This window comes from Deinococcus aetherius (assembly GCF_025997855.1).
Classification (GTDB): Bacteria; Deinococcota; Deinococci; order Deinococcales; family Deinococcaceae; genus Deinococcus; species Deinococcus aetherius.
The window spans coordinates 1,136,610-1,149,568 of record NZ_AP026560.1; the positions used below are offsets into that span (position 1 = coordinate 1,136,610).

Genomic DNA, 12,959 nt, shown 5'->3' on the forward strand with positions numbered 1-12,959 from the left:
CGCCTCCCCCACGTCTTTCCCCCGCGCCCCGTATCCTGTCCCCCATGCCCGTCGTCACCCGCATCGCCCCCAGCCCCACCGGAGACCCGCACGTCGGGACCGCCTACATCGGCCTCTTCAACCATGCCCTCGCCCACCAGGCCCGCGACCGGGGTGAGGAGGGCAAGTTCATCCTCCGCATCGAGGACACCGACCGGGGCCGCTACGTGCCCGACAGTGAAAAGCGCATCTTCCAGATGATGCAGTGGCTTGGGCTGACCCCCGACGAGAGCCCGCTGCAGGGCGGCCCGAACGGTCCCTACCGCCAGAGTGAGCGCGTAGGCATTTACGGCGAGTACGCGCGGCGGCTCGTCGAGTCCGGCCACGCCTACTACGCCTTCGAGACGCCCGAGGAGCTGGGTGCCCTGCGCGAGGAGGCCCAACAACAGGGCCGCGTGATCGCCGTCCCCAGCCGCGACCTCGAACCGGCGGAGGCGCGAAGGAGGGTGGACGCGGGCGAGGCCGCCGTCATCCGCCTCAAGGTCCCGCAGGGGGGCGAGACGGTCGTGCACGACGCCCTGCGCCAGCCCATCGTCTTCCAGAACCGCGAGATCGACGACAAGGTGCTCCTCAAGGCCGACGGCTACCCCACCTACCACCTCGCCAACGTGGTGGACGACCGCCTGATGGGCGTGACGCACGTCGTCCGCGCCGAGGAGTGGATCACCTCGACCCCCATCCACGTGCTGCTCTATGGGGCGTTCGGCTGGCCCCAGCCCGTCTTCGCGCACATGCCCCTGCTCCGCAACGCCGACAGGTCCAAGATCAGCAAGCGCAAGAACCCCACCTCCGTCGAGTGGTACATGGATCGGGGCTTCTTGCCGGAAGCCATGCTCAATTTCCTCGCCACGATGGGCTGGACCCACCCGGAAGGCCGCGAACTCTTCGACCTCCATGAATTCCAGCGCGTCTTCCGCCTGGAGGACGTGACGCTGGGCGGCCCCGTTTTCAGCCTCGACAAGCTGAAATGGATGAACGGCAAGTACCTCCGCGAGGTCCTGACGGAGGAAGAGGTGGCAAAAAGGTTGCACGACTACCTCGCGTCCCAGAAGCACGGCCTCCCCTTCGACGACTACTTCCGCACCGTCGTCCGGATGATGGTTCCGCGCATGGACGTGTTTTCGGAGTTTCTGGAGAAGACGCCCTATTTCTGGTCCGAGGACTACCCGGTGAACGAGAAGGCGCAGGGGCTGATCGAGGAGGGCCGCCCCTTCCTGAATGACCTCGCCGCCCGCCTGAAGAACCTCCCCGCCTTCGACCAGGCCACGACCGAGGCCGCCCTGCGCGCCTTCGCCGAGGAAAGGGGCCTCAAGCCCGGCAAGGTGATGCAGCCCCTGCGCGCCGCCCTCGCCGGGACGAGCGAGAGCCCCGGCATGTTCGAGATGCTGGAGGCCCTGGGACAGGGGCGCGTGGTCGCGCGGGTGGAGCGGGCGGCGCGGGGCTAATTGCCGGTCAGTGCGTAGACCTTCAGGCGACCGTCGCCCGACGCGGTGAGCAGGTGGTCTCCCTCACGGCTGACGGCGAGAGAGGGCCACATCTGCACGTTTCCCGGCCTGCTGGCAAAGGGGGTCCAGGGCGTCGGCGGCGTCCCCACCCGTTCCAGATCGGCCCGGACGACCCGCCCGTCCGTCTGGGCCGCGTACAGCACGTTGTTCGGTGCAATCTCCACGTCCGTGACCTGCACGCCAGGAGTAGGCATGTCAATCCGGGTCACCTGCTGGCCACTCCCCGTTCGCCAGATCGACACGCCTGCGCTGTCCTCGTCCGCCGCCACGAAGCGCCCGTCCGGGCTGAACGTGGGGGCGTCGGCGTACGTGAGTTTGCCCTCACGTTTCAGGCTTTGCAAACCTCCGGCGGCCACGTTCCAGACCCGGACCTCGCGCCCGCAGGAGAAGGCAAGCTTCGTGCTGTCGGGGCTCCAGGCGATCCCGCTGGGCCAGGCACCCGGTCCACGCAGGCAGTCGGCGGGCTGCTGGGGCAGGGCCCCCAGGCGGCGCGAGAGGTCAGAGGCCCACAGCTCTGCCCGGTACTCCGCCCCGACCGTCACCACCGAGCGCCCATCCGGGCTGATGTGGAGGCTGAAGAACTGGCCCGGCAGCGTCCTGAGCAGCCTTCCGCTGCGGGCGTCCCAGCGGCGCAGGCCCGTCTGGTCGGCCGTCAGCAAGAAGCGGCCACCAGGGGTGAAGCCGGTGTCGAAGATGAACTCGGTGTCCTGCCCACAGGCCAGAACCCGCGTGAGGGCACCGTTTAACGCCGTCACTTTTCGCCCTGCCGTCACGTCCCACACGGCGACCTGACACTTGTCGAAGTCCAGTTGCACAGCCAGGACGCGGCCATCCGGCGTCACGAGGGGGGAACGAAGCTTGCTGTTGCCGGGGAACTTCACGGCGCGGGGCGATCCCTGCCGGGGTAGGAGCACCGCTGCCGCACCGTCATAGTCCACGGCAACGGTGCGCTGGGCGTCCACATGGAAGGCCCACCGGGCGTTGGGGTGAGTCACCCTCTGGAGGGGCGCGGGCAGCGGTGCCGGAACGGAGGCACCGAGCGCGAGCAGGAGGGGCAGAAGGAGGCGCATGACAGGGCAGTCTAGATTGTCCCTCTGACCTGCCCCTGAACTTTTCCTGCTGCCCTCGGCTCGCCATCCGCCACCCCGCACCCCGTACAATGCCTCCAAACGACCGTTAGGAGGCGTAGAGAAGATGGAGGATCGCCGGATTCGGGTGCTGATCGCCAAGCCGGGCATGGACGGGCACGACCGGGGCGCGAAGGTGGTGGCGCGGGCGCTGCGGGACGCGGGGATGGAAGTCATCTACACCGGCCTGCGCCAGACCGCCGAGATGATCGTCAACGCCGCCATTCAGGAGGACGTGGACGCCATCGGCCTGAGCGTGCTGTCGGGAGCGCACATGCATTACTTCCGCGAGGTGACGGCCCTGCTGCGCGAGCGCGGCGCCGAGGACATCCTCGTCTTCGGGGGCGGCATCATCCCCGACCAGGACCTGCCCAAATTGGCGGAACTGGGTGTCGGGAAGGTCTTCACCCCGGGCGCGAGCACCGAGGACGCCGCCACGTACCTGAAGACCGCCGTGGCGCAGCGGTGGGCTGCCCAGGGCGTGTGACGTGAGCGAACCCGCCCGCGCCCGGACCCCGGCCCTCGCCCCCACCTTCTCCCTCGGGCGGCTCGTGCCCCTCTACCTGGCCCAGGCCCTCGCCACGGGGGCCACGACTGTCAGCACCATCCTCGCCTCGCTGGTCATGAGCAGCCTGGGGCGCGAGAGCCTGTCGGGGCTGCCGAGCACCCTCATCAGCGCGTCGGCGGCCCTCTCGGCGGGGTTGTTCGGGGCGCTGATGCTGCGCTCGGGGCGGCGGGTGGGGCTGGGTGCGGCCTTCTCGCTGGGGGCGGTGGGCGCGGTGCTGGGCTTCCTGGGGGCGCGGGCGGCCCTCACGCCCGTCTTTCTGCTGGGTGCGGCGATGATGGGCGCGGCGCAGGGCGGCTACCAGCAGGCCCGCTACGCCGCCGCCGAGAGCGTCCCCGAATCCAGGCGCGGCACGGCCCTGGGTCTCCTCATGCTGATGAGCGTCCTGGGCTCCTTCCTGATAACCGGGTTCTCGGGCGGCGTGGAGGCGCTGGGAGAGCGTCTGGGCACCTCCGCCGAGGTCGCCGGGTGGCTCGTCGGCGGGGGACTGCTGGGGGTGGCGGCCCTCCTGATCCTCGCCTGGACGCCCGTTCGGGCTCCCGCGCAGGTGACGGCGAAGGCGCGGCTCTCCGTCCGCGAGGCCTTCGCCGTGCCCGGGGTCCGCCCCACCGCCCTCGCGCTCGCCACCGCGCAGGGGCTGATGGTCACGCTGATGAGCCTGACCCCGCTGCGGGCGCACCACATGGGGGTGGAGCATACGGGCGTCGCCGCGCTGATCTCCGGGCACATCGCGGGCATGTTCGCCTTCGGCTGGCTCACGGGCTCCCTGATCGACCGGCTGGGCGTGCGGTTCGGGTACGTGGGCGGCTCGCTGCTCCTCGTCCTCGCCGCGCTGAGCGCCACGTTGCCCGGGGCCGTGTGGCTGGGCGTCTCCATGTTCGTCCTGGGGCTGGGCTGGAACCTCGCCTTCGTCTCCGGCAGCAAGGCGCTGGCCCAGTGGCCCGCCGCGCAGGGCGTGACCGACGGCCTGGGCTACGTCGCCGCCGGGGCGGGGACCCTCGTCGGTGGTCTGGTGATCGCCCGCGCGGGCTTCCCCGTCCTCGCCCACACCTGCGCCGTACTGGCGCTGCTGCCGCTGGTGAGCGCGTGGCGGGTGGGGAGGGGGTAGGGGAGCAGCGGGCCGACGGCGAGGGCCGCCTTCCCACCCGGGGGGCGGCCCTCGCCATTGGCGGAAAGCGAGCCTACTTCGTGGGTGCGGGGGCGAGGCTGGCGTCCATCAGGAGCTTGGTCACGGTCAGGCTGAGGAGCATGATGGAGACCACGCTGATCACCAGGGCCAGGAAGTCGGTATCCACGCCGCCCGCCGCCTGGTACATCATCTCGTCGTCGACCACGTTGAACTGCCAGGCGGCCATGCCGGTGTAGTGCATGGCCACGATGGCCCCGCCCATCACCAGGCCCGCCGCCAGCTTGAGGCCCGCCAGCGCGGGGGTGGACAGCCGGGTCGCCCCGCTGCTCGACACCAGCCGGAACAGGTAGAACGCCGCCATGCTCGCCCCCACGGCGATCACCACCGAGAGCACGAAGGGCACCGGGCGCACCGCCACCTCGGTTCCCGGCACCTGGAAGGCGAACATGCCCAGGTAGTGCATCAGGACGATCCCGCTGCCCGACACCAGCCCGGCCAGCAGCAGGCGGGGCAGCCGCAGCGGCCCCCCGTGGAGGATGAGCAGGGCGGGGTACATCAGGGCCGCCGCCAGAATCCCCGACAGAATTGTCAGCGGCAGGTTGTAGCTCACGGTCGCCGACACCTGGAAGGCCAGCATCCCGACGAAATGCATCGCCCAGATGCCGTATCCCAGCAAGAAGGCCTGCGCCAGCAGCCAGACCCGGCCCCGGCTCTGCGCCGGACGCTGGCCCGCGCGGGCGGCGACCTCCAGCGACACGTACGACGCCAGCGCCGCGATGACGTAGGACAAAACGATGTAGAAGACGCTCCAGTCGTAGGACAGAGCGTGGTGCATATGGTCCATTCCCGATCTCCTTCTGATCGCCCCTGACGAGGCGGATGGAAGGAGCGTAGGTTCCCGGCACGCACGGAGGTCTTACAACGTCGAACGAACAGCCCTCATGAAGTGGAGGTATGCCTGGCCGCAGGCTTCATCGAACTGAGCCGGGTGTCCCCGAGTTCCGGGCCTTCCGCGTGGCTCAACCCTTGAAGCAGACGCCATGACCACGCCTGTGTCGTCCGGGAGACACACCCAGATTTGGGCGGAACGGGAGGGATTTCGAACCCTCGGTAAGGTTGCCCCTATTCATGCTTCCCAGGCGTGCCCCTTTAACCCCTCGGGCACTGTTCCAGCGGTGGACAGAGGAGTGGAGGAGGGGAACGCCTCACATTGCCCTGCTCCAAGTGGGGTGCCTATACTGGTCAGCACTGGTCAGGGGGTTGAGATGAAGGAAGCTTGGCAACTTCAGGAGGCGAAAGCGCACTTCAGCGAATTGGTGGAGGCTGCCTTGCAGAAGGGACCACAGACCGTGACGAGGCGCGGCGAGAAGGCTGTGGTGGTGCTGGCCCACAGTGAATTTATGCGACTGACTCAGGCAGAGAAGACGTTGGATGAGGCGCTGAGCGGAGCGCCGGAAGAACTCGTCTTTGAGCGTGACCGTACGCCCGTTCCTGCGGTCACATTGGAGTGATGTTCCTCCTCGACACGAACGTCGTCAGCGAACGCAGCCGTCCCCAGCCCGACGAGCGCGTTCTTTCTTGGCTCCGAACGCATAAGGTCGGGGAGACGTACCTCAGCGTCATCACCCTGGCCGAGTTGGAGCAGGGAATCATCCGACTTGGGAGCACCAAGCGGGCGGCGGAACTGCGGGCGTTTCTTGGTGGCGTAGAAGTGCAGTTTGCGGGGAGGGTCCTGAGCATCGACCGGGCGGTAGCGCGAACCTGGACGAGCATGACGGCTGGGGCCATCGCGGCGGGCAGGCCACCGGGCTACGCGGACTCGCTGATCGCCGCGACCGCCCTCACGCACGGCCTGACCGTCGTAACACGGAACATCCCGGACTTCGAGGCGGTGCTTGGCTGTGACCGTCTCGTGAATCCCTGGGAAGCGCCCAACCCTTGAGGCCGCCCCCTCCCTGCCCCAAACGAAAGTGCCTGCGGTGTCCGGGGAGGGACGCACAGGCACGGGCTTTGGCGGAACGGGAGAGATTCGAACTCTCGGTACGGTTGCCCGTACACACGCTTTCCAGGCGTGCCCCTTCAACCACTCGGGCACCCCATTGAAGACCTATCTTTGTCCGTGCGGGCGTTCTCATTTCCCATCGTTGCCCACGCTGCGCCCTCCACGCGCTCCTGCCGTTGATCAACGCGTGAAGGATGGAAAGGACTAAAGTGTTGAAAAGTCGGAAGGATAAGTCTTATGGGAAAATCTGCTAGTCAAAAACAGGCTCTTAAACATCAAGTCGCTTGGAAAAGTAATGGGAAATGTTACTATTGTGGTAGTGTTCCTGATGAATATACGGGGGCTGGGAAGGATGGAATAGGAGGCCATCTTGAGCACCAAGACCCGTATTTACCTTACGAGGAATATTGGAGTCCGAGGAATCTTGTTCTCTCGTGTTGGACCTGTAACGAGGAAAAGGGTTATGGCCGCCTCCCTGGTGTTAGGGGTCCAAATGTAAACCTTAATTCAGAACAATATCTGGATTTGGTAAGAAGGCGCCGAGAGGACCCAAATTATTTGTTTTACGGAATGCGTCTATTAGCTCTAAGACGTGCAATGTACGAGGCGGAGTCCGACTCTGACGTTCGTTCAGAAATACGTTCTCCATGGTACAAAGTTGAGCTTCCCGAGGAAAGTTGAAACTATTTAGACAAAAGAGGCCTTTAAAAGTAGAAGCGCCGCAATTATTTACTGCGGCGCTTCTGTCTAGGTGGCGGAACGGGAGGGATTCGAACCCTCGGTACGGTGACCCGTACATACGCTTTCCAGGCGTACCCCTTCAACCACTCGGGCACCGTTCCAGCGCCGAACAGGTTAGCGGAGAAGGCGGCGAAAAGCAAACCCTGCTCACGTATACGGGTCCTCCAAATACCGCCTCAGCACCCCCAGCGGCCCGTACGTCCCCGCCCGCAACTCCTCCTCCACCTTTCGCGCGTGGGCCCAGGCTTCGGCGGCGAGTTCCGGCGTCACCTCCCCGGCCCGCACCGCCTCCTCCAGCTCATCGGCGTCGATGATGTGCGTCTCGGTCACCCGCCAGCCGGGCTGCCAGTCGGCGATCACGTCGAGGTAGAGGTCGTCGTGCCAGGGCAGGCCGTCCTCGCCCAGCCCCTCGCCCGCGTGGATGTCCACGTACAGTTGCTCGGGCTGCCCGGAGGCGTTCAGCATGGCGGTCAACGAGTCGCCCATGACCCCCTCGCCCGCGCCGGTCGGGTGGACGCGCACCCAGCGGTAACCGTCGCCCAGGACACGCAGGGTGCGCTCCCCGAAGGCCACGTCCTTGACCTGCGCGACCTCGTGGGCGGTGAAGTCCACGATGACGAAACCGGGAATATGGGTGACCGTGTGCGTCCCCCGGGCCACGCGCGGCCAGAGGCGGAGGTCGAACACCTTCCTCTTCAAGTTGCCCCCACCGCCATCCCTTGCAGGGCGCGCAGCAGCAGTTCGCCCTCGGTAGCCTGCACCCGTGAGCGCAGCGTCTCCACCGTGTCGCCGGGCCGCACGTCCACCCGCGACTGCGCCAGCACCGGCCCCCCGTCGATCCCCGCCGTGACGAGGTGAACGCTCGCCCCCGTCTTGGCCTCCCCCGAGGCGAGCACCGCCGCGTGAACCCGGTCCCCGTACATTCCCCGCCCGCCGTGTCTCGGCAGCAGGCTGGGGTGAACGTTCAGCAGCCGCCCGGCGTAGGCCCCCAGCACGCGCGGCCCCAGTTCCCGCATGTACCCGCTCAGCACCACGGTGTCCGCCCCCGCCTCCCGCAGAAAGTCGAGAATCGCCCTGTCCAGCGCCTCCGCGTCCGGGTGCGTCGCCGTGCTCAGGTGCGCCGTCTGAAGCCCCGCCTCCCGTGCCCATCTCAAGGCCGCCGACCCGCTGTTGTTGCTGATCAGCGCCACGGGCACGGCATCCAGCCGCCTGTCCCGGCACGCTCCCACCAGGAACCGCGCCGCGCTGCCGCCGTGGGAGGCGAGGAAGGCGAGGTTCATGGGTGGCGCTCCGCGCCGTCAGTGGGAAGTGGTGAGTGGTGTGTGGAAAAAGACTTGGCCCCGCCCACTAACCACTGACCACTCACCACTTCCCTCACTCCCCCAGCTCCTGCAACAGATACGCACTCGTCAGAATCCCGTTGTGGTAGTCCTCCAGCGCGAAGCTCTCGTTGGGCGAGTGGGGGGCGTCCTCGTTCAGGCCGAAATCCACGAGGAGGACGGGGGCGCCCAGCAGGCGGCGGAAGTCGGCGACGATGGGGATGGAGCCCCCCGTGCGCGCGAAGGCGGCGGGCCTGCCGTACACCCTTTGCAGGGCCCGGTCGGCGGCCTTGATGTACGGCGAGTCGAGGTCCACCTTGACGGGCTGGCCGCCGTGCAGGGCCCTCACCTCCACCTTCACTCCTTGCGGCGCGATGGTCGGCACGTACTCCTGCACGAGGCGGGTGATGCGCTCGGGGTCCTGCCCGGGCACGAGGCGCATGGACACCTTGGCCCCGGCCTTCGCCGCGATCACCGTCTTGCTGCCCTCGCCCTGGTAGCCGCCCCAGATGCCGTTTACGTCGAGGGTAGGCCGCGCCCACAACCGCTCCAGCGTGGAGTACCCCTCCTCCCCGGGCAGGGCGGAGGCGCCGATGGAGGCGGCGAACTCCTCGTCCGAGTGGGGGAGGCGGGCCCACATCTCACGCTCCTCCGGGGTCAGGTCCTCCACCCCGTCGTAGAAGCCGGGGATGGTCACGCGGCCCTGCTCGTCCTTGAGCCCGCAGATGATCTCCGCGAGGGCGTTGATGGGGTTGGGCGCCGCTCCCCCGTACGCCCCCGAGTGCAGGTCCCGGTTCGCCCCCTGCACCAGGATTTCCACGTAGCTCAGCCCACGCAGTCCGTACGTCACGGTGGGCACGTCCGGCGCGAAGCGCGAGCCATCGGAGATGAGGATCACGTCGGCCTTCAACTCGTCCGCGTGCGCCCCCAGGTAGGCGGCGAGGCTGGGGCTGCCGACCTCCTCCTCGCCTTCGAGCAGGAACTTGACATTGACGGGCAACTCGCCTTGCGAGAGCAGCAACTCCACGCCCCGGACGTGCGCGTACGCCTGCCCCTTGTCGTCCGTGCTGCCCCGCGCGTAGATGCGCCCCTCCCGCACGGTGGGCTCGAAGGGCGGCGAGACCCACTCCTCCACGGGCGCCTCGGGCTGCACGTCGTAGTGCCCGTAGATCAGCACGGTCGGCTTGCCCGGCACGTCTTGCCGCTCGGCGTACACGACCGGGTGCCCGGCCTTCCCGCCGTGCTCGGTGGCGTCCACCCGCGCCGTAAAGCCCAGGCTCTCCAGCTTGGCCCGCAGGAACCCGGCGGCCCGCCCCATGTCCTCCGCGTGCGTGGGGTCGGCGCTCACGCTGGGAATCCGCAGCAGCTCGAACAGTTCCCGCTCGGCCTCCTCACGGTTCAGAAGGGCGGCGAGGTCCGTCTGGGATGTGGTCATGTCGGGATGATAGCGGCGGGGTAGGGAGGAGGTGGGCAGAGGAGAGGGAACGGGCAGGGGCGGCGCCTTTAGCTCCTCCCCCCTCGTGGGGGACTGGTACAGCTTGCACCACGAGAGGCTGGGACTCGCAGAGCTGCGGAGCAGAGGGGGGAAGCGGGCACAGCGTCCCAAGGCCAATGGGAAGGGTGAAGCCGTCTTCTCGGCGGTGAAGTTGGTCTGCCTTCCCCCTCACCCCAGCCCTCTCCTTCGGAGCTTTACAAGTTCGCTGCGCGGCTCTGCAAGTCTCCCACGCGGGAGAGGGGGGGAAACTCCCACCTTTTCACCCGCCTACCGTCACCTTTTCCCACGTTCAAAAACCTTGCGGCGGGTATACTCAAGCAAGATATGGCCGCCGACTCCAAGCATCGCCCCGTGTACGTGATCTCGGTCGCGGCGGAACTCGTGGACATGCATCCGCAGACGTTGCGGCTGTATGAACGCAAGGGCCTGATTCGCCCCGGTCGCTCCAGCGGCAAGACGAGGCTGTATTCCGAGCGCGACATCGAGCACCTGCGCGAAATCCGGCGGCTGACCCAGGAACTCGGCGTCAACCTCGCCGGGGTCGAGGAGGTCATGCGCCTCCAGCACGAACTCGACGACCTCCAGGGCGAATTCGAGGCCGAGATCGAACGCATCGAGGACGAGCTGCGCGAGCGGGCCTCCCAGCCCCAGGCCCTGCCCGCCCCGGACGGCAAGGCGGACCCCAGGGACCGCCCGGTGTACGTGATCTCCATCGCGGCGGAACTCGTGGACATGCACCCGCAGACCTTGCGGCTGTACGAGCGCAAGCAACTCATCCGCCCGGGCCGCTCCAGTGGCAAGACGCGGCTGTATTCCGAGCGCGATATCGAGCACCTGCGCGAAATCCGGCGGCTGACCCAGGAACTCGGGGTCAATCTCGCTGGCGTCGAGGAGATCATGCGGCTGCGCCACCAACTCGACGCCTCGCGCTCGCACATGGAGGGCAACGTCCGCCGCATCCAGCAGGACATCACCGAGCGGATGACGAGCTGGCGGACGCTGCCCGCCCCCGAGCGCGCCGGAGAGCCGGAAGACGGCGGTGACGGGAAGGACGCGGACAACTCGGGCGCCCTGGAGGAACGCGAAAGTGCAGCAGCGGGTCGGCGCGGGCGTCGCGGTTCTTGACCGGCGGGCCGGGGTCCTGCTCGTGCGCCGGGGCGACAACGGGCTCTGGGACCTTCCCGGCGGCGCGGTAGAGGTGGGTGAGGAAGTCGAGGCCGCCGCCCGCCGCGAGTTACTGGAAGAGACGGGCCTGACGCCCGGCCCGCTCACCCCGCTCGGCGTCTTCAGCGGGGAGAGGCACTGCCACGCGTACCCGGACGGCAACGTGGTCGCCTGGGTCACCGTCCTCTACACCGCGCCCCACACGGGCGGAACGGCGCGTGCTGGGGATGACGCCGCCGAGGTCGCGTGGTGGCCCCTTACGGCCCTCCCGACCGGTGTGGGGGAGGCGACCCGGGCATATTTCGAGGTCCTGCGGGCCTGGGTGGGGGAGACGGCATGAGCCATCCCCCCGACCTGTGGGTGGTCGGCGACGTTCACGGCGAGCACGACAAGCTGCGCGCCCTGCTGCTGGGGGCGGGTCTGATGGACGCGGGCGGCGCGTGGGCGGGCGGGGGGGCCCACCTCGTCTTCCTCGGCGACTACCTCGACCGGGGGCCGGACGGCCTCGGCGTCGTGCGGCTGGTCCGGCGGTTGGAGGAGGAGGCTCCCCGCTCGGGCGGGCGCGTCACCGCCCTGCTCGGCAACCACGAGGTCATGTTCCTCGCCGCCGACCGCTTCCGCCGCACCGCTCTGGGGGACCGCTTCGGCTTTCAGGAGTACTGGGAGGCGAACGGGGGTCAGGCGAGTGACGCTGCCCGCGCCGGGCCGGACGACCTCGCCTGGCTCGCCGCCCGACCTGCCCTCGCCCGGGTGGGCCGCTGGCTGCTGCTGCACGCCGACAGCCCGATGTACCTGCACCTGGGCGGCAGCGTGGAGGCCGTGAACGTCCGCGTCGCCGCCCTGCTGGACAGCGCGAGCGCCGAGGTCTGGGGTCACTTCGCCAACGCCTTCGCAGGCCGCCTCGCCTTCGTGGGGCCCGAGGGGGAAGGGGCGGCGCGCAAGTTGCTGGACACCTTCGGCGGTCGGCGCCTCGCCCACGGCCACACGCCCGTTTACGTGCTGCTCGACGAGGACGGGCCGGGCGCGGGTCGGCCGGTCCTCTACGCTGGCGGGCTGTGCGTGGCCCTCGACAGCGGCATGGCCTACCGAGAGGATGCGGGCTTCATCGTCCGCCTGAATGACCGGGGCGTGGCCGAGGTGCGGACCTTCTCGCCGGACTGAGCTAAAGGAGAGGGGTGGACCGCCCTGCCCGGTCCACCCCGCCTTATTCAGGCGTGGCTCAGGACTTGCCCTGGAGGTCGTCCTTGACCTCGCCCACGATCTTCTCCCCGGCCCGCTGCGCCTCGCCGCCCGCCGCGCGCAGGGAAGTGGTCGGCGACTGGCCCTGCATCACGTCGGAGGCGGCGGACTTGACCGCGTCGCCCGCGCGGGTGAGGTTGCCCTCGGGGCCCGGGTTCACGCGCCTCAGGAGCCCGTCGATCTGCTGGCGCACGGTGGGGTTGGTGCGGTACAGGGCGTACCCGCCACCCGCGAGGAGCACCAGGCCCCAGGGAAAGCCGCCGCCCGAGGAGCGCGACTTGCGGAGCGCGGCGGTCAGGGTGCTCACCTCGCTCTGGAGGCCTTGCAGCTCCTTTTGCTGCTTGGTCAGCGCGGCGGCCATCTCGGCGTGCTGCTTCATCACGGCCTTGGTGACCTGCTCCTCCATCTCGTGACGGGCTTTCTGGGCGGCCTGCTTGAGGTCGGTCGTCGTGCGTGTGGCGGTGGTCATGTCGCTTCCTCCTGAGTGCTGGTTCGGTGACGAGTGCTGGTTTGGTGAACTGTGCGGTGGCCTCCTGCTTCCCGGCGCGGCCACCCCGATCTCGTGAAGTCTGAGGGGCACACGGTCCGCGTTTTTGCGAGCGAGATAAAGAATTTTCCACAAACGCCCGAGCAT

General features: G+C 68.3%; 14 protein-coding genes and 3 tRNA genes. 8 read left to right on the forward strand and 9 right to left on the reverse strand.

The window, feature by feature from the left end; all coding sequences use genetic code 11:
• The first annotated feature begins 44 nt into the window (after positions 1-44).
• A complete protein-coding gene (gene gltX, locus DAETH_RS05740; protein WP_264776961.1) occupies positions 45-1,484 on the forward strand; it encodes a glutamate--tRNA ligase in 1,440 nt (479 codons plus the stop codon).
• On the opposite strand, the gene DAETH_RS05745 is transcribed toward gltX, so the two are convergent.
• Complete coding sequence (locus DAETH_RS05745; protein WP_264776962.1) at positions 1,481-2,614, reverse strand: WD40 repeat domain-containing protein; 1,134 nt, start codon at positions 2,612-2,614, stop codon at positions 1,481-1,483. The two genes, gltX and DAETH_RS05745, sit on opposite strands and share 4 nt — an antisense overlap.
• Before the next feature lie 124 nt (positions 2,615-2,738).
• Between DAETH_RS05745 and DAETH_RS05750 the strand changes: the two genes are divergently transcribed.
• Together DAETH_RS05750 and DAETH_RS05755 are read left to right on the forward strand one after the other, a co-directional pair.
• Positions 2,739-3,158 carry a cobalamin B12-binding domain-containing protein gene (locus DAETH_RS05750; RefSeq protein ID WP_264776963.1) on the forward strand — a complete coding sequence of 140 codons (420 nt, stop codon included), beginning with the start codon at positions 2,739-2,741 and terminating at the stop codon, positions 3,156-3,158.
• Position 3,159: 1 nt separating this feature from the next.
• On the forward strand, positions 3,160-4,344 hold the full coding sequence (locus DAETH_RS05755) for an MFS transporter (protein ID WP_264776964.1): 1,185 nt from the start codon (positions 3,160-3,162) through the stop codon (positions 4,342-4,344).
• A gap of 73 nt (positions 4,345-4,417) precedes the next feature.
• Here the strand turns inward: DAETH_RS05755 and DAETH_RS05760 are convergent, their stop codons facing one another.
• Together DAETH_RS05760 and DAETH_RS05765 are read right to left on the reverse strand one after the other, a co-directional pair.
• Positions 4,418-5,209: an MHYT domain-containing protein gene (locus DAETH_RS05760; RefSeq protein ID WP_264776965.1), complete on the reverse strand. Its 792-nt coding sequence runs from the start codon at positions 5,207-5,209 to the stop codon at positions 4,418-4,420.
• 239 nt (positions 5,210-5,448) lie between these two features.
• Positions 5,449-5,536 (reverse strand) — tRNA-Pro (locus tag DAETH_RS05765).
• A gap of 94 nt (positions 5,537-5,630) precedes the next feature.
• Between DAETH_RS05765 and DAETH_RS05770 the strand changes: the two genes are divergently transcribed.
• Both DAETH_RS05770 and DAETH_RS05775 read left to right on the forward strand, forming a co-directional pair.
• Positions 5,631-5,876: a type II toxin-antitoxin system prevent-host-death family antitoxin gene (locus DAETH_RS05770; RefSeq protein ID WP_264776966.1), complete on the forward strand. Its 246-nt coding sequence runs from the start codon at positions 5,631-5,633 to the stop codon at positions 5,874-5,876.
• Entirely contained in the window at positions 5,876-6,307 is a 432-nt protein-coding gene (locus DAETH_RS05775) for a type II toxin-antitoxin system VapC family toxin (RefSeq protein WP_264776967.1), read from the forward strand. Before DAETH_RS05770 ends, DAETH_RS05775 begins: the two co-directional genes overlap by 1 nt.
• Positions 6,308-6,376: 69 nt before the next feature.
• On the opposite strand, the gene DAETH_RS05780 is transcribed toward DAETH_RS05775, so the two are convergent.
• The 5 genes from DAETH_RS05780 to DAETH_RS05800 form a co-directional block, all read right to left on the reverse strand.
• Positions 6,377-6,463 (reverse strand) — tRNA-Ser (locus DAETH_RS05780).
• 656 nt (positions 6,464-7,119) lie between these two features.
• A tRNA-Ser gene (locus DAETH_RS05785) sits at positions 7,120-7,209 on the reverse strand.
• A gap of 46 nt (positions 7,210-7,255) precedes the next feature.
• The gene (locus tag DAETH_RS05790) at positions 7,256-7,795 is read right to left on the reverse strand and encodes a DUF402 domain-containing protein (protein ID WP_264776968.1); all 540 of its coding nucleotides are present in this window, start codon (positions 7,793-7,795) and stop codon (positions 7,256-7,258) included.
• Between the two features lie 8 nt (positions 7,796-7,803).
• Complete coding sequence (gene purN / locus DAETH_RS05795) at positions 7,804-8,388, reverse strand: phosphoribosylglycinamide formyltransferase (RefSeq protein WP_264776969.1); 585 nt, start codon at positions 8,386-8,388, stop codon at positions 7,804-7,806.
• A 94-nt stretch (positions 8,389-8,482) separates the two neighbouring features.
• Positions 8,483-9,862 carry a dipeptidase gene (locus DAETH_RS05800; protein ID WP_264776970.1) on the reverse strand — a complete coding sequence of 460 codons (1,380 nt, stop codon included), beginning with the start codon at positions 9,860-9,862 and terminating at the stop codon, positions 8,483-8,485.
• A 384-nt stretch (positions 9,863-10,246) separates the two neighbouring features.
• Here DAETH_RS05800 and hspR point away from each other — a divergent pair, with 384 nt between their 5' ends.
• The 3 genes from hspR to DAETH_RS05815 are packed head-to-tail and all read left to right on the forward strand — an operon-like array spanning position 10,247 to position 12,247.
• Positions 10,247-11,047 carry a heat shock protein transcriptional repressor HspR, fused homodimer type gene (gene hspR, locus DAETH_RS05805; RefSeq protein ID WP_264776971.1) on the forward strand — a complete coding sequence of 267 codons (801 nt, stop codon included), beginning with the start codon at positions 10,247-10,249 and terminating at the stop codon, positions 11,045-11,047.
• Positions 11,010-11,426 (forward strand): NUDIX domain-containing protein, encoded by a 417-nt coding sequence (locus DAETH_RS05810; protein ID WP_319993733.1) that lies wholly within the window; start codon positions 11,010-11,012, stop codon positions 11,424-11,426. Before hspR ends, DAETH_RS05810 begins: the two co-directional genes overlap by 38 nt.
• Positions 11,423-12,247: a metallophosphoesterase gene (locus DAETH_RS05815; RefSeq protein ID WP_264776972.1), complete on the forward strand. Its 825-nt coding sequence runs from the start codon at positions 11,423-11,425 to the stop codon at positions 12,245-12,247. The genes DAETH_RS05810 and DAETH_RS05815 overlap by 4 nt, the downstream gene beginning before the upstream one ends.
• Positions 12,248-12,305: 58 nt before the next feature.
• On the opposite strand, the gene DAETH_RS05820 is transcribed toward DAETH_RS05815, so the two are convergent.
• Entirely contained in the window at positions 12,306-12,794 is a 489-nt protein-coding gene (locus tag DAETH_RS05820) for a hypothetical protein (protein ID WP_264776973.1), read from the reverse strand.
• Positions 12,795-12,959 lie beyond the last annotated feature (165 nt).